This is a genomic window from Runella sp. SP2 (assembly GCF_003711225.1).
In the GTDB taxonomy this organism is placed as follows: Bacteria; Bacteroidota; Bacteroidia; order Cytophagales; family Spirosomataceae; genus Runella.
Window position 1 is genome coordinate 5,157,179 of sequence record NZ_CP031030.1, and the last position, 18,957, is coordinate 5,176,135.

At 46.7% G+C, this 18,957-nt stretch carries 12 protein-coding genes; 3 read left to right on the top strand and 9 right to left on the bottom strand.

All coding sequences use genetic code 11. The features are described 5' to 3' along the window. Positions 1-48 precede the first annotated feature (48 nt). Positions 49-471: a carboxypeptidase-like regulatory domain-containing protein gene (locus tag DTQ70_RS20795; protein ID WP_164490135.1), complete on the top strand. Its 423-nt coding sequence runs from the start codon at positions 49-51 to the stop codon at positions 469-471. A 128-nt stretch (positions 472-599) separates the two neighbouring features. Here the strand turns inward: DTQ70_RS20795 and DTQ70_RS20800 are convergent, their stop codons facing one another. The 6 genes from DTQ70_RS20800 to DTQ70_RS20825 all read right to left on the bottom strand — a co-directional run bounded on the left by DTQ70_RS20800 (position 600) and on the right by DTQ70_RS20825 (position 12,243). Then, positions 600-2,012 (bottom strand): SusD/RagB family nutrient-binding outer membrane lipoprotein, encoded by a 1,413-nt coding sequence (locus tag DTQ70_RS20800; RefSeq protein WP_122932596.1) that lies wholly within the window; start codon positions 2,010-2,012, stop codon positions 600-602. A gap of 30 nt (positions 2,013-2,042) precedes the next feature. After that, positions 2,043-5,210 carry a SusC/RagA family TonB-linked outer membrane protein gene (locus tag DTQ70_RS20805; protein WP_122932597.1) on the bottom strand — a complete coding sequence of 1,056 codons (3,168 nt, stop codon included), beginning with the start codon at positions 5,208-5,210 and terminating at the stop codon, positions 2,043-2,045. A gap of 61 nt (positions 5,211-5,271) precedes the next feature. Next, positions 5,272-5,874, bottom strand: a complete 603-nt coding sequence (locus tag DTQ70_RS20810; protein ID WP_122932598.1) for a peptidylprolyl isomerase — start codon at positions 5,872-5,874, stop codon at positions 5,272-5,274. A gap of 121 nt (positions 5,875-5,995) precedes the next feature. Further along, positions 5,996-8,320 carry an FAD-dependent oxidoreductase gene (locus DTQ70_RS20815; protein WP_122932599.1) on the bottom strand — a complete coding sequence of 775 codons (2,325 nt, stop codon included), beginning with the start codon at positions 8,318-8,320 and terminating at the stop codon, positions 5,996-5,998. A 128-nt stretch (positions 8,321-8,448) separates the two neighbouring features. Then, positions 8,449-10,458: a glycoside hydrolase family 2 protein gene (locus DTQ70_RS20820; RefSeq protein ID WP_122932600.1), complete on the bottom strand. Its 2,010-nt coding sequence runs from the start codon at positions 10,456-10,458 to the stop codon at positions 8,449-8,451. Between the two features lie 99 nt (positions 10,459-10,557). Continuing rightward, on the bottom strand, positions 10,558-12,243 hold the full coding sequence (locus tag DTQ70_RS20825) for a sodium:solute symporter family protein (protein ID WP_122932601.1): 1,686 nt from the start codon (positions 12,241-12,243) through the stop codon (positions 10,558-10,560). A 66-nt stretch (positions 12,244-12,309) separates the two neighbouring features. On the opposite strand from DTQ70_RS20825, the gene DTQ70_RS20830 reads away from it, so the two are divergent. Next, on the top strand, positions 12,310-12,750 hold the full coding sequence (locus tag DTQ70_RS20830; RefSeq protein ID WP_122932602.1) for a DUF6934 family protein: 441 nt from the start codon (positions 12,310-12,312) through the stop codon (positions 12,748-12,750). 31 nt (positions 12,751-12,781) lie between these two features. After that, a complete protein-coding gene (locus tag DTQ70_RS30815) occupies positions 12,782-12,919 on the top strand; it encodes a hypothetical protein (RefSeq protein WP_164490136.1) in 138 nt (45 codons plus the stop codon). Positions 12,920-12,928: 9 nt separating this feature from the next. Here DTQ70_RS30815 and DTQ70_RS20835 read toward each other — a convergent pair whose 3' ends face one another. From DTQ70_RS20835 to DTQ70_RS20845, 3 genes are all read right to left on the bottom strand, one after another. Then, positions 12,929-15,439: a glycerophosphoryl diester phosphodiesterase gene (locus DTQ70_RS20835; protein WP_122932603.1), complete on the bottom strand. Its 2,511-nt coding sequence runs from the start codon at positions 15,437-15,439 to the stop codon at positions 12,929-12,931. Positions 15,440-15,472: 33 nt separating this feature from the next. After that, complete coding sequence (locus DTQ70_RS20840) at positions 15,473-17,392, bottom strand: cellulase N-terminal Ig-like domain-containing protein (RefSeq protein WP_122932604.1); 1,920 nt, start codon at positions 17,390-17,392, stop codon at positions 15,473-15,475. A gap of 108 nt (positions 17,393-17,500) precedes the next feature. Beyond that, positions 17,501-18,940 (bottom strand): RagB/SusD family nutrient uptake outer membrane protein, encoded by a 1,440-nt coding sequence (locus tag DTQ70_RS20845; RefSeq protein WP_122932605.1) that lies wholly within the window; start codon positions 18,938-18,940, stop codon positions 17,501-17,503. Positions 18,941-18,957: the final 17 nt, after the last annotated feature.

An 18,957-nucleotide genomic window follows, 5' to 3' on the forward strand; every position in this document is an offset into this window, starting at 1 on the left:
TTATTCTATACCCAATCTAGCTTTACACGCTGTTTCCAACGTATGAACATGAAACCATTAACCAAGCCATGGCTATACGCCGCTGGTATTATTCTACTGGCACAAAGCTGTTCATTTGACCCTAATATAAATCGACAAGCAACTATATCTGGTACGGTCATTGACAATGTCACTCAATTACCCGTACCTAATGTGGAAATTATGGTTTATGGCCAAAAGGGGGTATGGAGTTCTGTTAGTGGCGATTTAAAAACTGTATATACGGACTCCACTGGGAAATACAATATAGTTATTGTTCTTCCTAAAGAATTTCATTCATTTAAATTGATAAACAATTATAACAGCGACCCAAACGTAGCATTGAAATACAGAGGCTGTCATACTTATTTGAATGGACAACAAACTCAAAATTGTTGTAAGGTAGAGATGGGTTCAAAGGCACAGTATGATTTTAGGATGATACCGAAATAAAATCCACTCTCAAATTTTAATATGAGAAACTCACCATACAATTGCTCAGAAGAAATTTGGATAATTAAAACAAAAAGCGAGCGGCTTTCACCACTCGCTTTTTCGCAAAAAACATCACGCTTAACTATCTATTTATCAAACCATTGCGGGGTATCCAAAGTCAAACCAGAAGGCGTATTAGGGTTAGAATTTACCTCTTCGCTACGATAAAGCAAACGACGAATCAAACCTGCTACTGGTGCCCCCGTCGGAGTAGTCATTGCAGGGATTTCTTGCCCAATAGCCCCAGAACGGCGGTGCTGTACCCAACCTTCGATAGGACGCATGAATAAATCCAAATATTGCTGTTGGGCTAATACGGTTTTGTAATTTGTCGCTGTAAGTGTAGGCAAACCTGCTACGTACGCATCCGTTTGGGCAGCAGTTACTCCCAGAGCCAACATAGACTCGCGCACACCAGCCCGCATTTTGGTAGTAGCAGCTTCAAAACCTCCTGGCGCAAATCCACGAGCGATTGCCTCGGCCTCAAACAACAACTGCTCAGAGTACGAGAAAGACACTTCGGGCAAATCAGCTTTCAGCAAATTCATGTTTACTAATGCCGATTTGGTGGTATAAACTTCCACAGGGCCAAGCGCAATAAATTCATTGGCGGCGGCATCGGTACCAGGCTGGTAAAAATAAGGAATACGAGGATCTTTGAGCGAAACCAATAAATCATAAACAGGTTTAGAGCAATACCAATCTGACTGTACCCCTCCTCGGAAAATAGCTGTAAACGAAAAACGCGGGTTCTGACGACCAGGCTGATTGTAATACTTATACAACATGGCATCTGCACTTGATGAAATCATATTTCCTCCTGAAATCAATTGACCAATGACAGCCCCTTTTGAAGGGTCTGAGTCAACCATAGAAAATAAAATTCTCATTTTCAGCGAATTGGCCAACTTACGCCACTTGGCCATATCACCACCATAATACAGGTCATTCGGTGCAATGATGCCTTTTGCATTTAGGTCAATCATTCCAATCGCTTCGTCGAGCAGGGCGATAGTGCCGTTAAGCACATCTTGTTGCTTGTCGAACTTAGGAAAATCAACCTTGCCAGTAGCCGCTTCAGTAAAGGGAATATCCCCCCAAAGCAATGAAGTTTGCGCGTAAGCAAACGCCATCAAAATTTTGCACTGCGCCACTGCATTTTTATTGACAGGCTGCGTGTTTTGAGCTATTTCAACGGCAACATTGAGATTTTTGAGAACATCAGTATAGGTACGTCCCCAAGCGCTACGGATACGCGTTTGGTCATATTGTGACTGCGACAACCCCCAACGCCCACCAGAAGCCCACATTTGATTCATTAAAGCAACAGGCCAAGTAAGTTCGGCCACGCGCAAAAGTGAAAATTGCGTAGAAGCACCCGAAAAAAGCAAAGCAGGGTCAACCGAGGTAGAACGGTTGGGGTCAACATTGATGTCGCTATCTTTAAAACAAGCCGTTGTTGAAAGTGCCAAAAGAGCGGCTAAAATCAGCTTTTTCATATCAAATATGTTTGAAAAGAGTGAATTTTTTTAAAAAGTAAATCTTAAATTACCTCCGATGGTTCGGCTGCTAGGAATACTTCCCCGCTCTAGTCCCTCCCCAATCAGGCCAGTACCCAATACGTTGGCTTCAGGATCAATATGTGGTACTTTAGAACTAATAATCCACAGGTTACGCCCTTCTACCCCCAAAGCGACGCTGCCGAAAGGTGTCTTGTTGACCCATTTTTTGGGTAAGTTATACGCGATTCGTACCTCTCGTAATTTGGAATAAGAACCGTCAAAAATATTATTTTCAGGACTAACCGAGTTATCCAGCTGCCCCCAATATTGCTGTACACTGGCAACGGGCTTGGTATTAGGGCTAAAAGTCCCGTCTGCATTACGAATTACACCTGGGTCAACAAACGGTGTTCGGTTGTTGTCGGCAGTCTCTATCGCCAAACCGCTTCCTCTTACAATGCTTACTGTCTGAGAATTGATAACACCGCCTTTGCGTACATCCACCAAGAAATTGAAATCAATGCCTTTGTACGAGAACGAGTTGTTGATACCCAACGTCCAATCAGGGTAAATAGAACCAAACACTTTTCGTGGGCCAGGCGTGCGTAAGCCTGTGGTCGGATTAATAATAATATTCCCTTGCGGGTCGCGAAGCCAGCTTACACCCTGAATGCTGAACGTTTCGCCAGGGCGAGCTACAACAAATATCCCAAATCCATCGCCCGAAGTCGTGATAAACTCCGTCAGGCCAGGAGCCAGAGATTCTACGCGGTTGACGTTTTTGTTGAAATTGAAAGCCGCATCCCAACGGAATCCTGAACGGGTTTTGAGTGGGGTAACGGTGAGCATGGCTTCTAATCCTTTATTGGAAATCTCCCCCACGTTTAAGCGTCTGGCAGAATAGCCCGTGGTTTGGGGAATCGCAATAGAGATAATCTGGTCATAATTGAGCGTTTTGTAGTACGTCATATCAAGTCCCAATCGTCCACCGAAAAACTTTAGCTCTGCGCCAAATTCGTACGAAGTCTGTTGTTGGGGTTTCAAGTTGGTTGGGGGCAAAATATTGGTTGCCCCAAAGGCCGACGCTCCACCAATGGGATACAGGATATTGAAGGTATAAATATCACTAGCTTGCGTCAGCGGATTGTAGGTAAACGATAATTGATAGGGATCCTCATCTGAACCTACATTGGCATAGTTGGCACGTAGTTTAGCGTAACTCAGGATGTCATTTTTAACAATTCCTAAATTCGGAAAGGCTTCGGTCAACACAAACGATACACTGGCCGATGGATAAAAATAGGAGTTGTTGTTGACAGGTAAAGTAGAAGACCAATCATTCCGTCCCGTTACATTTAGGAACAAATAATTTTTATAATCAAAACTAAAGTCACCATAAACTCCAAAAATTTCGCGACGACTGTAGAAGTTAGAAGGGACGTTGGACTGAGCATTGGCAAAGGTATAAAGCTGATCAATGTTTAAGCCTTCCGACAACAAACGCGAACGGCGAATGGTGCGTTGATTGAACTGGTGTCCGACAATGCCTTTGAAAGACCAATTGTTACTGATTTTGCGCTGAATCGTTCCTAAAATGTCCGTTTGGAGTTCTCTTTCAAAAATATCATTGGTTTCAAATTGTCCATTCAAACGTCCGCGCGTTCCTTTGCGCGTTACTGAGCGGCGGTTTTCAGTAAAAAAGTCAGTACCGACGCGTCCTGTTACATTGAACCAAGGTGCAACATCGTAGCTTAGGCTGGTTCCACCATAAACACGGTCAACGGAGTTAGAAAACCTGTTGAATGTGGTTACAAAATAAGGATTGTTTTGAACCCCGTTGAGGTCAATAGAGCGTGCTAAATCACCTGTCCAACCTGTTGGCACTGCCTGTGTTGCAGGTGCGAACAAATTGTCTCTCAACTCGTTGATATCTACCGTTACGGGTAAGCCTGACAAAATGGTAGCGATGATGTTGGTGGTATTTGAACCCTGCTGCGGCCGACCGTCGCTGGTAGTACGAACGTAGTTTACCCAAGCCCGCGAGGTAAGTTTGTCCGTAATTTTTTTACCTCCATTAATGGCAAATGTATTACGGTTCAATTCAGAACCTGGTACAGTGCCCGTTTGTCGTAAATTAGTATAACCGATGCGATAATCTCCCTGCTCTGTGGCTCCATCAAGCGACACGCTGTTAATCATGGTGTGGCCTGTCACAAAGAAATTTTTCCAGTTTTGTGGGTATGCCTGCAAACTCTGCACCGTTTCACCTTTATAGTCCCTTACAGGCCCCGTAATGCTGGATATTTTGGGACCCCAACCATTTCCTGATTGTGGGTTATACACGCCTAAATTACCTTGGGCATATTCTGTTTGTAGTTCGGGAGTACGAAGTACATTGTCAGTTCGGAAGGATGAATTAATCGTCACATTCGTTTTTTTTGCGCCCTGCTTGCCTCGTTTGGTCGTTATGACAATCACACCGTTACGAGCACGAGAGCCGTAGAGCGCAGAAGCAGCAGCACCTTTCAAAACGGTCATGGTTTCGATGTCGTCAGGGTTGAGATCTCCTGCTCGGTTGCCCACGTCAACCCCTCCCGTTACAACGTCAGTTTCAGAGTTATTGAACGAAGAGTTGGAAATCGGCATCCCATCCACAACAAACAATGGTTCACTAGAGCTGGAGATCGAGTTAGCTCCGCGAATCATGACGCGACTCGAACCACCTACTGTACCCGACTGTTGCGAAATCCTCACCCCAGCAATGCGCCCCGCCATGGAATTGAGCAGGTTTGGGTCACGCGCTTTTACGAGTTCAGAACCCCCAATGGTCGAAACGGCATAGCCCAGTTCTTTTTTTTCACGAACAATGGCATTGGCTGTCACAACCACTTCGTTCAAATTTACCAAATCGGCTTCTAATTGGATGTTTACGGTGGTTTTATTACCTACTTCAACCTCAATCGTTTTATAGCCAATAAACGAGAATACCAACGTACCTACTTTGTCAGGAACACTGATTTGATAGGTACCATCAGCTTTGGTAGCAGTACCGACGTTAGTCCCTTTCAATAAAACATTGACGCCAGGAATCCCTTCATTTTCGGGAGAGGTAACTTTTCCCGAAATGGATTTAGTTTGCGCACGACCTAGCTGTATCATGCCCAACAGCAACAATAGAAGTAGTCTTCTTTTCATAAGAAAAATTTGGGGTTTATAGTAGAAGAAAATGGGTAAGGAAGCAGTAATGAAGAAATAACTATTTTACACGCTGCACTGTTTTGATAATAACAGGCACTTTAAGCAACTGCATAGGATTAGAGAAAGCATTGGTTGGGCCAGGTTGGCCCGTCTCCCCCTGCTGAATCTTGCGAACCACATCCATTCCGCTCACTACTCTTCCAAACGCAGCAAATCCTTGACCATCGGGATTTCGTTTTCCTCCAAAGTCAAGTTCAGGTTGGGCATTGATACAAATGAAGAATTCAGAAGCACCGCTTTCAGGCTTCCCACGGGCCATAGATATAGCACCATCTACGTGCAAAATGCCCGTTTTATTGGTCGTTTCCTGCGGAATCGGCGGCAGCATTTTGGTAGAATCACTCTGAAGACCACCTTGGATAACCTCTATTTTGACTGGGCTGGTAGCTTGGTTGTCCATACGTACGACGCGATAAAACTTACCTCCATCGTAGCGTTTTTCATCCACATAGCGGAGAAAATTGGCAACAGTAATTGGAGCTTTATCGGCATACAGCTCAACAGTAATAGAGCCCATAGTTGTTTCAATCTGAACTTTCTGGGCAAGGCTCAAAAAAGAAAAACCAAGAAAAAAGGCAAAGGTAAACAGCGTATTTTTCATATTGAAGATTTAATGTAGCTGAATATAAGACTTAACTCGCATTAAATCAAGCATTTGCTATTAAAACTTCAAAAAATTAAAATACTCTTTGAAAAAACACAAAAAATTTAAAAATAGCGAATCAATAACACCGAATTTCAAACAAAGCCGCAGGAACTACGTTTGACGGATGCGCCACTTCAATTGTGAGTGAGGTGGTCTCAATCGGCTCGCGGAACGTAATGATGCGTTGGCTTTGGTGGTTGTCTTTGATTTCGGCAATGACTTCTTGCTGCTGGTTCAGAACCTGCACATTTTTTACACAAAACGGCATTTCATTTTCGGGGTGCGACATCAAAACCGTTTCCATCGGGTGGTCAAAATCGGTATCAAAGTGCAGGACTAACTCACGAATCTGCTGGGGACTGTCCCACGAGAGCTGCACTGTTGGGTGCGCGTCTGTTGGACTAGCGACCCAAGCATTGGGCTGACAAGTAGGTCGTTGCAAACCATTGCTTAGGTGATTGGCTTGAAATAAGTTTAAAGGTGGTTCAAACTTTAAGGCTAAATTTTTACCCGCAGGACGGCGCTGTGGACACCAAAACTCGAACGTATCCACGCCGATGTCTTGCGTAGGTTCTTGTTTTCCGTAGTTAGAAACCGCTTCGTTGATTTGATTAAAGACGGTCAGTAAGCCCGTTACCCGTTGGTCTGAGTACTGTAAGCGTACTTTTTCATTTTTCAGAATGGTCAAAAACGCGTAGCCCAGTGTGCTTGCAGATTGAGCGTCCCTAAGTTGACTGAGTTGGGAACGGTAGTCTGCTTCATCAAACGCCAAATGCACACAGTTGCGGCCTTTTTGCAATGAAATGGTTTGTTGACAAAGCGTTACATCAGGCGTATGATTATCGGCTTTACTCGAAACCCGCAGTTCGATTTGAAGCTCGGTCGGTTCGTCGGCGTAAGGATGGAGGATCACTTTTCCTAAAGGCGCTTTGGAGAAAGGAAGCATTTGAGCCACCGAAAACACCATCGGTTGGGGTTCACCCGACGGCGATAATTCTTCCAACACCAACTCACTACTGGCCGAAAGGATGGCCGTTTGTACCAAATCTTGGTCGTCTTTTAGGCGAAGTTGGGGGATGTGCTGTCCCGTTTTTAACAATGATTGCTGTAGAGACGCAATATGTTGCTTCTCAGAAAGCTGACGAGGTAAAAGTCCTTTTTCGATGCACAATTTCGCGGCCATTCCCACGGCTTGCCCAACGTGCGCACTCGTGGCCATCACGCGCGACGACGCAAAGGCCACGTGACTGGCCGAAATGATGCGCCCCGCGATGAACAGGTTGCAGATGTTGCGCGAATACAAACAGCGGTAAGGAATCCCATAAATCCCCTTGCTGTGCCACTGATTACAACTCGATTGTCCAATTTCGGAAAAAACACCATCGGCAGGGTGTAAGTCAATCGACCATCCGCCAAAAGCCACATCATCGTAATGCGTCCGTTGCTCAACTATGTCTTGTTGAATCAACATATAATCGCCCTCAAAGCGGCGACTTTCGCGTTTGCCAGGGATTTGTCCCACCCATTCAAGGGTAAGATTTTCGGCTTCGGGAAAATTACCCGAGTTTTTGATATAGTCCCAAACGCCATAAATTACTTTCCAGAGCTCCCATTTGATGGTTTCGGTGTCGTGGACGGTATCGAGGCGACCACCATATTCGACCCACCAAAGCTTACAGCCAAACTCGTTGGCGTTGAAAGAACGGAATTTGGGGACTTTTTGGGTAACATCGTGGGCAAAACTCGGCGCGACAAATTTGACGGGCTTGCCTGCGTTTTTGGAATAAAAATAAAGGCTATGCCCCAGCAGCTCGCCGTATTCTTGGGAAGGCGCAAACTTTTCCCCAAACTCTTCACGTGATTCGGCCCCCATCCGAAAGGCCGCGCCTGCCAGAAAACCTACGATTCCGTCGCCCGAAGCATCGCAGAAAAGCGGTGCGGAGAATTCGTAATGGGTGGAGTTTTGGGAACAAAAACCGTGAATTTTCGAAATCGTATCGGGACCTGATTTTTCTACTTCGTAAACGCTTGTATTGAGCAAAAGCGTGATATTAGGCTCGCTGATGGCTTTTTCGAGCAAAATGGTGTCAAAAATTAGCGGATTGCTGTCGGGGTTGCGGTACATGTTTTCTACCAACAATTCGTCGATAACGCCGCCTTCGCGCGCCCAGCGGTTGTTGTTGCCCATGTGGGAGGTGGCTCCTAACACCCACAGCCGAACTTCACTGGACGCATTACCGCCCAACACAGGGCGGTCGGTGACCAATACGACCTTGATTCCAGCGCGCGCGGCGGTAATGGCACCACATAATCCTGACAACCCGCCGCCTACAACGACCAAATCGGTATGATAATGAACGCTTTTGGGAGCTCTTTTTTCTATGGCTTCTGCTTTTATCATGCTTGTTTGCAAAAGTTATTTGTTATGTCAGACCTGTGAGGTTTTAGAAACCTTATAGGCCTATTAACCGTAAATGATTTATTCCTTGTCAGACATTCCAAGTTTTGGAAACTTGTAATGTCTAGCATTTATTTTAATTCAAAGGTCTCACTGATGACCGAGTAGCCTGTGGGTTTGACGATTTCCAGCGTAAGTTTTTGTTCAAAACCACGTACAGGAATCATTATTTCGGCACTTTGTCCTGGGGCTAAATCGGGGATGTTTAAAGTGATTTCGCCCGTTTTGAGCGTGTAGTTTTTCAACGCATAGGCAGGGAAATCGCTGCGGTTGTTGACCCGAACAACCAACTGATGAACACCTTGACTGCCTGCCTGAAAACGTACTTTTTCGAGCGTAAGGGGTGCCATTTCGCGGCGATGAGCGTGGTAAAGGAGGCGCTTGTTGCGCTCTGGCCCCACCAGCCCCCACGGACGATAGCCGTTGGGGTTCGTACCTGCGTGTCGGCTTTGGTAATCATTAAAAGACCACCACGAAGCACCCACGATGTATGGACGCTGGCGAATCTCAGCCATCACCTTTTCCAAATGACTGACTTGCCCTGCTTCACCCGTGGGCGTATCGGCGCGGATTCCCCACTCGCTGATGAGAATGGGCTTATCGGGATAAAGTGCGTGGATGTGGTCAAATATCTTGGCATGGTTGCCATAAGTATTGGTCGATACAAAATCGCAGTATTGAGTAGCTTCGTCTTCAGGTTTGGCGGGTAAAATATTCAGACGCATGGACGCGAAAGTAAACAAACGACTAGGGTCAAGGCTTTTGCCATAGACCATCATGTCTTTGGTCCAACGTTGTCCCGAAGGCGTTTCGGACAAGTACTCATTCCCAACACTGTACGCAATGACGCTCGGGTGGTTCCAGTCGCGCTCGGCCATTTCCCGAAACTGCTGTTTGAACTTCTCACGAATGGTGTCATTGTCCATCTGAGTAGGGGTAAGTTGCCAGTTGCCTGCTTCAGTGATGATGAGCATTCCGTAACGGTCGGCTAGGTCGTAAAACGTTTCGCTGGGGGTATAGTGGGTCAAACGATGAAACTCCATTCCTGCTTCTTTCATCAACCGAAAATCTTTCTCGACCAACCAATCGGGTTCTAGCGAGCCCAGACTTGGGTAATCAACTACCCGATTCCCGCCCGCCAAGCGAATAGGTTGTCCGTTGAGGAGCAGTTGGGTGTTTTTCACCTCTACTTTACGAATTCCAAATGAGCTTGAAAGGGTATCGCTACCCACCACGGCTTGAAGCTGATAAAGCTGGGGCGAGTCAATATTCCACAATTTTACATCGGCGGCTTTGAGGGAAGTTTCGGCCTCCAGCAACCCCGTTTTTCCCGCAGCAACGGAGGGCGAAACGTTTTTCCACACCAATTTTAAAGCTTGATTTCCCAACAAAACGGAAGTGATGAGTTTGGGATTTTGGGTAGTGGCAGAAGCGTTGCGAACGCGGGCTTGCAAGCGGAGGGTCGCCGTTCCCGTCGCTAAATCGGGTTGAGCGTCTATTTTAAGGTTTTCGAGGTATAGTTCGGGCTCAATGGTCAGATAAACGGGACGAACCAAACCTCCGTAGTTAATCCACCCTGGAAAAGGGTCGTTGGCATTGCCGTTGTCTTTCGCACCAGGAATAGAGCCCGTTTGCCACGTATCGTTATTGACAGAAACGGCCAGCACGTTATCGCCCGATTTTAGGTAATCAGTAATGTCAAAACGAAACGGCGTATAGCCACCATCGTGCGTTCCAATTTTCTGATTATTGAGCCAAACCGTCGTGGCGTAATAGGCCGCATCAAAGTGCAAAATCACGCGTTTACCCGCCTGCACTTGCCACGGAAACGACTTACGGTACCAGACGGTTCCTGTGTAAAACTGATAGCGCGGGTCCACCGAAAAGCAGTGAGGCACGTTTACTTTGTCCCAGCCCCCCACGGCATAGTTGTCTTTGTACCAGCCTTTGGTTGCTCCGACTTCTCGCGTATCCATGGCAAACGACCATTGCCCATGTAGAGGAATGGCATTGGAATGACGAATACTAAATTGGGCAAAAGCTGAAAAGGATAGTAAGAAAAATAAACTTGTTAGTTTCATGTGTGATATGTATTGATTGTCAGGGCTAAAGCCCAATTTGTATTACCCCAGACTAAAGCCGTGGGGTTAGAGGAATCACGCTCCTTCTAGCCACGTCCTTTAGGGCGTTATAATTCGTCTAGCAGCTTGCCATGGAATAATGGCACCCAACAGCACCACCACTGCAATTCCCGCTGTCACCGTTCCGCCCGATGTTGCAAAGGCACTTAATCCCAACAAGACCACGGCTACAAACACCAACGCTCCCGCAATGACCTGCATTCCGAAGCGGTTTTGGCGTTTGACTTCGGTCGCTTCTTCTTCGGTTTCAGCGAGTTTTTCAGCCTTACGCGTTGCTTTGGAGGTCAGGTATAATTCGTATTCTTCAGCTATGAGTCCTTTTGAGCGGGCGTACAATTCGTAAGCTAAAAGTAACACCAACGGCAGACCAATGCCCACGATAGTTTCTACGGCACGACTTAGTTTAAAATCTAACAGCCAAGGAGATAACACTTTAAAAAACAAGTTGACGGTTAAACCGACAACAGTAATCCAGAAGGTAGTTTTGCCGTTGATACGTTTGGAAAACAACGCCCAAAGCGGTGGTGCCAGCAGCGGGCCACCCGAAATGGCCGAAATGCTCAGCACTACCTCGACAATTCCGCCCGCGGCAGGCACCAACAACGCAATGACAATCATGCCCAATCCAAATCCCCACGATGAACGTCTTGCCACTTTAATGAGCTGTTGGTCAGAGGCTTGCGGATTGATAAAACCTTTGTAAATATCATTGGTAAAAACGGCTGAGACGACATTGAGGGTCGTATTGGCACTGGCAGAAGTCGAAAAGTACATTCCCGTGAGCATCAAACCTAGTAAGCCAGGAGGTAGCACAGATTTACAAATCATCAAGTAGGCGTTTTCGGTGTCCAATCCTTCCAAACTTGGGTTCAATGCCCGATAAATCATCGGAGGCAGCATCCAAATCATGGGACTGATGAAATACAACGCCGCAAACAAAAATGCGACTTTACGGGCCGATTTGGGGCTATCGACACTGGTGTAGCGTTGAACAAACGTCCAGTTGCCGCCAATGTACGCAATGTGGTAAAGCACAAAAGCCATCACAAACCCAAAGGTATATTCGCCGTGGAGAAAGTTGAAAAAATCATCGGGTACTTGATGTGTAAAACTCTCAAAACCACCGACTTTACTGAGCGACAGCGGGAGTAAAATAAACACTGCAGCCGTCAGGATGACAAACTGCAAGATGTCCGTGACCATCACCGCCCACAGTCCGCCAACGGCCGTGTAAGCAATCATGAAAATTCCCAACACGATGGTGGACTCAATCAAGGGAAAGCCTAATGACACACTCACCAGCTTGGCCACGGGGTATAACACCGACCCTTTGATAAAAACTGAAACCAACGTAAAAATGCCGATGTATGTTTTCTGGACGCGCTCACCGAGGCGTTCGCGGATAAACTCTGCCGCCGTGAGGTTGCCCGTAGCGCGCCAGCGCGGAGATAAAAACAAGGCCGTTATAATGGCCCCGATACACATCGTCCATTGAATGGTAACGGCTACCCAGCCGTGTTTGTAGGCAATTGACCCCCACGCCACGAACGTACCTGCCGAGAAAAAGGACATGAACAGCGACAGTCCACCAATGAACCAAGGCACGGCTTCTCCCCCCGCAAAAAACGATTTGAGGTTGCGCCCCGTGCGGGCAAACAGCATCCCAATTCCGAGCACAAAAGCCGAGAAAATAAAGATGACGGCGGTATCAATCAGTGAGTTCAAGCGTCTAAAATATGTTAGATTTCGAAAATGGATTTACTATCGAGTTTTTAACCTGTGGGCTACTTTATGAATTTACCTTCTTACTCCTTTCAGACCGATGCTACCCGCTCTATCTACCTCTTTGAAAGTATAGGGGTACGAGGGATTATCCAAAAAGCAATTCTATTTGAAATCACAGAAACAGATAACTCGTACAACCTCTCTTTGTGTGATTTAGACCCATTATCAGGAAAAATGAACTTTTCAGCTATTTCTGCCAATGGGGATACCCAAAAAATTTTAGCTACTATTTACCAAGCCATTTTGCATTTTACCAATAACCATCCTCGTTGTAGTATCTTTTTCTTTGGGAATTCTGCTGTTCGGAATCGTTTATACCGAATGGCAATAAATCATGAACTGAATGAGATTTCAGAAACATTCGAGATTTGGGGCTTTTTGAATGATTCTTGGTCACCATTTGTTCCTCATAAAAACTTTGATGCTTTTTTGATTAATAGAAAATAAAATGAGATATTTCACTTTAAATTAATCCATTATGAAAACAACTAAGACAGTGCTTGACGAGAAAGAGTGGGAAAGAATTCACCAAGCTCTTAAAGTAGCCACAGCTCCTAAATTAGAAAAAGCAAACGAAATACTTAAAAAAGTACCGCTTCCTATCAAGAAGTCTTGAAATGGTCACTTAGTTCGCTACCGTCATCACCTCAAAGCCTGCACCTACCAATTGCTTTTTGTAAGACTTCCCGTTAATAGTAATTTGAAAATCAGCGGCTTGCGAACAGTTGTTTAACAAAATCACAAAAAACGTCTCTTTCTTCTCTGACTCTGCCAAGAGGTAATCGACCGTAGGATTGTCAATTTTGACCAAGTTTTCGTCAATTTTTAACCACGCTTTTTGGCCGTTGATTACACCAGGTGCAAAACCGTAACTCTGATGCGGCCCCACTTTGGGCGTCACAAACCCGCGCGGGAATTTAACTTGCCCACCCGAACGTAATTCTGCTTCTGACATGAGGTAGTCGGTAAGCCAGCCGATTTGCCACCAAGCGTGGTGCGGATATGGCCCCGAACCTTGGTTCATCACCCGCCAATAGTAGGAAGCAACGCTGGTTTTGGGCTCAACAAACGCGTCGCGCCCCCAAGCGGCCGAGCGGGCCAAATCCGCGAAAATACGTTCGTTGGTCAGTTGGTACATCCGAATAAACAAGCCCGCATGACTTGCCAGTTGGATAGGCCCGTGGGCGTTGGAAGAACCAAAAATCCCGCCGTGTTCGAAGCTCAAACCTACTTGCGAAATCTCCCAATCCTCACGCTGAATACCGTTGACGGTTTTTGAGGTACGGTTCGGAATGGGATGGGTATAAATGGAGGTAGTATAGACTTTGGCGGCATTGACGGCGGCAGTTTTGTAGGCAGGGTTTTGTGTAATGTCGTACAAGTCCAACAATGCTTGTGCCGACTGCGCCGTGGCAAAGTCGGGGGCGTAACGTGCGTCGCCGCATACGCCCAGAAAACTCCCCTTTTCGACGGCATTTTTTATCAACCAATCTGCTCCTTTTTGCGCCGCCGCGAGGTACTTGGGGTCTTTCAATATACGATACGCCACCAATAATCCATAAAACGTAGGCCGTACGTCTTGGATGTCGAGAAAAGCCTCTTGCTCCGTTTTGCGGTCGTAGGCAACGCCCCAACTGCCATTGGCTTTTTGAGTTTTTAACAACCATTCGGCACCCGCTTTTAAACGCTCTCTAAGTGGTTGATTATCGGGCTCGAACAACAAAATATTACCCAAGTCAAGCATAGTATAGTACGTCACCGCGATGGGTTCGACTACCTCACCCCATTCTTCGGTGAATTTTTTTCGTTTGGCCAAATAATACTGACCCGCCAACGCCCCGTTGAAGAAACCTGGCTCGGTGATTTGCTGAGTAAATTTAAAATTGAGGGCGTAAGGCAGTACATTTTTGGTAAGCAGGGTGTCTTTGGTGGCCTTGGCCAGCATCCACATGGCACCGTAATCGGAGTTTTTCATGGCGTCGCGTTGCGAACCTACCACGCCCCCCAAGTACGACTGCGCCCCAATTTTCAAACCCTTGTATTCTTCAATGTTCCAAAGCGACGTTTTCGGGTTGGTTAAGTAATGGTGCATTTTTTGGATGCGGTCGGTCAGTGACTGCTTGCTTTGGCGAAGCTCCAAGGTTTGTTTGAGTTGGTAAATGTCGTAGGCGGCGTGATTAATCATGCTAAACCAATCGCCTTCCGACAGGCTATAACGAAATGAAAATGTGACGGTTTCGCCCGCTTTTAGGTCGGATTTCGGCTCGCCCAAAACGGGATAATACAACGTAGGCGCTAACTGCGCTTTGCGGTTTTTGTGGGAAAGCCCAATATTCCAATCGTGGAGGGTCAGCTTGTCTTTGGCCCAAGGGTCGCGACAATAATCGGGGTCGGGAATGACCGAAACTGTAATGCCTGCTCTGGTTGTGACGAGCGGACTAAGCGTGCTGGCCGAGCGCTCGCGATAAACGACGGGCAACGTCGGCACCCCGTGCCCGTAGGCATACGCCAAGGCAAAATTTGGTTGCATATAATTCCCCTGAAAATACCCAGGAACGGCCACCCAGGCCATATCAGCCTCACTGATGAAACTCAACGTGGGCGTGGCCAACGAAAAATAGCCCGCTTGTTTGGGTGTAAGCGTTTGGGTGACGAGGACATCGTTGGGAAATTTAGGGTCAAAACGCCAGGTGGAGCTTACACGCGCTTTTTCGGTTTCGTGTTCAAAAGAGAGTTGATTTGGCGCGTTTTGTGTTCCTTTTTTAGGGTAAAAATAAACCGCAGTTCCTGCCGTATTGAGCGAAACAGGATTAGTACTTTCTGCCCACTGTTTGGTTTGGTAATGGTAGGCGTCTTCGGGAAACTTATTGCCCGTAATGCTCTTAAAAACGGAGTCGGATTCTAACTTAGGCTGTGCCGAACTGAACAGTAGCGTGCTTTCGCCCGAAGGGGTTTTTAGCGATACCCACTTACTGCCTTTTTTAACGGATAGCGTTTTGATTTGCCAACCTGCCGCACTGTTTTCCCAGCGAATTTTTACCGATGAGTTTTCTAAAACCAAGGCTTTTTGAGCCCATATTTTCCCATACATCATTGAGAAAACCACTGCCAATAAGGTGTGTATTGTCTTGGCCATTGTATCGTTTTTTGTCACTCAACTTTGTTTCATTCATTTGACTGATAACGCTGCCTTTTGAGCAAAGCCCAATGTCCCGTAAGCGACTTCCAGCGAACGGCAATCGGTTAGAATTTTGTAAGTAGCTCTAAAAATACCTGTGTTTTCGCCCGTTTCAGTTACCTCTAACGTATCGCTTTTTTTGCCGTTGATTTTCAAGGTGACAAGCCCCTTCTCGACCTTGTTCCAGTCCATGTTCAAGGCAGCTTTTAGCTCAATAATGACCGTTTGTCCCACCTTGGTTTGCTTGATTTCTTTTTCGGAAGCGTCCAAAAGGGTCACTCGGTGGCTACCCAGCGTCGAAAAAGTGAGCGTCGCTTGCCAACCACGGTTCGAAACGCACCAGCCTTCGGTGGCATAAGCATCTTTGCCAATCAAGTCTTTGGGGTCGTTGCTTATGGGAGTAGGACTGGCAGATTTTTGAAAATCTTTGTCGAGCGGTGAGCCATCGAGCGTACCGCGCACTTTGCCCAGCATTCCGTAGCCATTGGGATGGGCCGACGGCCAACCTTTCTCGACGCCTTCCCAATAACCATTGATGGCTAGTCGTTCAGGGCTTTTATTACTCAAATGCGCTCCTACGGGATTTACCCCAAATACAAAATCGACTTGTGCCCACCCGATGTCGCGCAAGCGGAGGTCGTTGAGCAAATGCGCCACGGCAAACATCGACCCACCCAAAGCAGGAGCACCGCCCAATTCTTTGGTTTTGGGGTGCGCCCATTCGGTTTCGCTGTGGACGCGGTATTTCCAAAAATTATTGGTTTTTTGGTGCATGTGTACAGCCCAAGCCTGCAATTTTTCCTTCGTGCCTTGGGGGGCGTGCTCGGGAGCTATCAGTAAAAAATAGGCCAACGCTTGCGGCGTGATATGTTCGGCGTTCCGAATCCACCACATGTGGCGCGGGTTGTTGAAATCCCAGTGTTGGATGATGTCTTTGGCACTTTCTTGCGCCCACGCGAGGTACTGTTGGGGCTTGCCATCGGGTTCGTTTTTTTCGCACAAATACATAAACAAATTGCTAAACACCGACTGCCCGTAGGCATTGCCCATTTCATTAAATTCCTGAAAACCCGCGTCCACCCATTTATTGCTGTACGTCCAGTAGCGCACTACTTTGTGGCGGTCGTACTGCGTCCATTTTTCATGGCAGACTTGTCGGTATTTGAGGTATTTTTCGCGGGGCAAATAGGGCTTTAAAAAATCATGGTAAGCAGCACAAACGACCGAAAGTTGGTCGAGCAGGTTCCAATAATCGTAATTCATACGCGATTGTCCTTCGTAGCCGAGCGAGCCGTGACGACTACCCACGGGGCCTTGGTACGCCACGTGAGCATACGCAAACTCCGCGTGCCACAAAATCAAGTCAATCAAATCGGGCGTGTTTTTGTCCCCAAATTCGGTTTTCCAACGGTCGTATAACGACGGATTGGAGGCGTATTGAAGACATTCAAAAATTGTTTCTAAGCCATACGCACCGCCATCGCGCGAGGGACCTCCGCCATATACTTTGGGCAAATTGGCGTTGATAGGGTCTTCAGAACCGCGTACATCAATAAAAAACTCGTAGCCTAATTTTGACGACAATTTCTCAATGAGGTGGTCGGCAATCCAAAAAGGAACAGAGGCATTATAGCCTTCAATTTCGACCCGAAATTCGTCTTTGGAGACGGGGTTAAAAGCTGTAAACCACCCTTCTTGGTTGACAATTTCGCCTTGAAATTCGACGCGACCAGAAGCGGTATTCACAATTTTAAACTTCGCACCATCTTTGGCTCCTAAGCAGACAAAATGCTTCGCTTCACCGCGATTGTACCCCGCTTGGTTGACCAAAATCTGGGCAAATACCTGAGGATAGCTCATAAGCCACCAACCAATGACGTACAACAAATACAGGATACGCTTCTTTTTCATTTTCAATGATGCTTTAAATTTTACCCGCAGATAGCACAGATTAAATCCACGCAGATGCACGCGGACTCATAACTACATACGTCCCTTTTTCAATTGCTTCGCTACTTACTACTTCCAAGCGGGGTTTTGTTCCAGTTTAGAATTGGTTAAAATTTCAATGTTAGGAATCGGGAAAAAACGATGTTTGTCTTGCACTGGGCGCGATGGATAATAAGAGTTTAATACATTGGCCACCATTTTAAACTTACCCGTACGAGTCAGGTCATACCAGCGGTCGGCTTCGTAACATAACTCCCACGAACGTTCCTGCAAAACGGCCTCAATGAATGCCTCTTTGCTCAAACCTGGGGTTAAATCGGGCAAACCCGCCCGCTTGCGTACGGTATTGATGGCGGCATACGCGGCGGCTGTAGGGCTGCTAGCGCGGGCTTCGGCCTCGGCGGCAATCAGGTACACGTCGGCCAAGCGTAAAATTGGAAAATTGTTTTCGCCACTGGCACCGTTAGAATTAGGATCCATGTATTTTTTCACAATGATTCGGTCTCTTAGGGTAACATCGGCCTGACCAATGAGCCTGCCCTGAGCATTGACATAGGCCGTGTCAAGCAATGCTTTGCGCTTGTCCACATCACTAAAGGAACGATAGAAAGAATGATACCCAAAGGCTGAGCCAAAAGCCGTTTTGGAAAAAACTGGGGGCGAGTTGGCTGGCGCATAAAATCCTAACAAATCGTAGCTATTGAGCCCCGAAAGGCTCGAAAACTCAGCCGCAAAAATCACTTCTACCCGAGCGGCATCTTCTCTTAGAGGATTGTACAAATCCAATACATTGGGCATCAAACTGTATCGGTTTGATTGAATGAGTGTCTGCGCATTTTGAGCCGCTTTGGCATAATCGCCCGCGTACAATTGGGCTTTTGCCAATAATCCAATCGCTGCCCCATAGGCCGCACGACCTCTATCCTTCGGCATTTGCGGTAAATCTTTGACGGCTGTTTCCAAGTCTTTGATTAAAAACGCATAGACATCCGCTACGGGACTTTTTGCCGTCTCAGTACCCGCAATGTTTTTGGTACTTTCTTGCTTAATGGGTACATCGCCAAAGGTTTTGGCTAAATGAAAGTAAAATAGCCCCCGCAAAAAATAGGCTTCGGCCAAAATTTGCTTTTTGCGGGTTTCGTCCATCACCACGCGGGGAACATTCTCCAGTACTTGGTTGGCACGGTCAATCCCCTGATAGCAATGCTGCCAATACTGACCGATTAAGTCCATGGTTGCATCGTATGAAAAAACCGTTAGTTGGTCGCGACCCACTACTGCCCGTGGAAAACACTGATCAGCGGAGTAATCGGGTAGCTGTATCCCCACACGGCTGTAAAGGTTGGTTACGGGCGTATAAGCTGCCGTCAGAGCGGCTTCGGCATCAGAGGCCGACGTAAAAAATTGGTCAGGCGATACAAACGAGTAGGGCTTTTCGGTTAAATCGCAGGCGCTGATTACCACCGCTGCCACCACAAACGCAAGGAATTTTAAAAGGTTATTTTTCATAATTCTTCAAGGAATCG

Coding starts and splice junctions, on each gene's coding strand:
- DTQ70_RS20840 (WP_122932604.1), bottom strand. CDS start 17,392: ATGAAAAAGAAGCGTATCCTGTATTTGTTGTACGTCATTGGTTGGTGG.
- DTQ70_RS20835 (WP_122932603.1), bottom strand. CDS start 15,439: ATGGCCAAGACAATACACACCTTATTGGCAGTGGTTTTCTCAATGATG.
- DTQ70_RS20810 (WP_122932598.1), bottom strand. CDS start 5,874: ATGAAAAATACGCTGTTTACCTTTGCCTTTTTTCTTGGTTTTTCTTTT.
- DTQ70_RS20795 (WP_164490135.1), top strand. CDS start 49: ATGAAACCATTAACCAAGCCATGGCTATACGCCGCTGGTATTATTCTA.
- DTQ70_RS20845 (WP_122932605.1), bottom strand. CDS start 18,940: ATGAAAAATAACCTTTTAAAATTCCTTGCGTTTGTGGTGGCAGCGGTG.
- DTQ70_RS20805 (WP_122932597.1), bottom strand. CDS start 5,210: ATGAAAAGAAGACTACTTCTATTGTTGCTGTTGGGCATGATACAGCTA.
- DTQ70_RS20830 (WP_122932602.1), top strand. CDS start 12,310: ATGAATTTACCTTCTTACTCCTTTCAGACCGATGCTACCCGCTCTATC.
- DTQ70_RS20815 (WP_122932599.1), bottom strand. CDS start 8,320: ATGATAAAAGCAGAAGCCATAGAAAAAAGAGCTCCCAAAAGCGTTCAT.
- DTQ70_RS20800 (WP_122932596.1), bottom strand. CDS start 2,012: ATGAAAAAGCTGATTTTAGCCGCTCTTTTGGCACTTTCAACAACGGCT.
- DTQ70_RS20820 (WP_122932600.1), bottom strand. CDS start 10,458: ATGAAACTAACAAGTTTATTTTTCTTACTATCCTTTTCAGCTTTTGCC.
- DTQ70_RS30815 (WP_164490136.1), top strand. CDS start 12,782: ATGAAAACAACTAAGACAGTGCTTGACGAGAAAGAGTGGGAAAGAATT.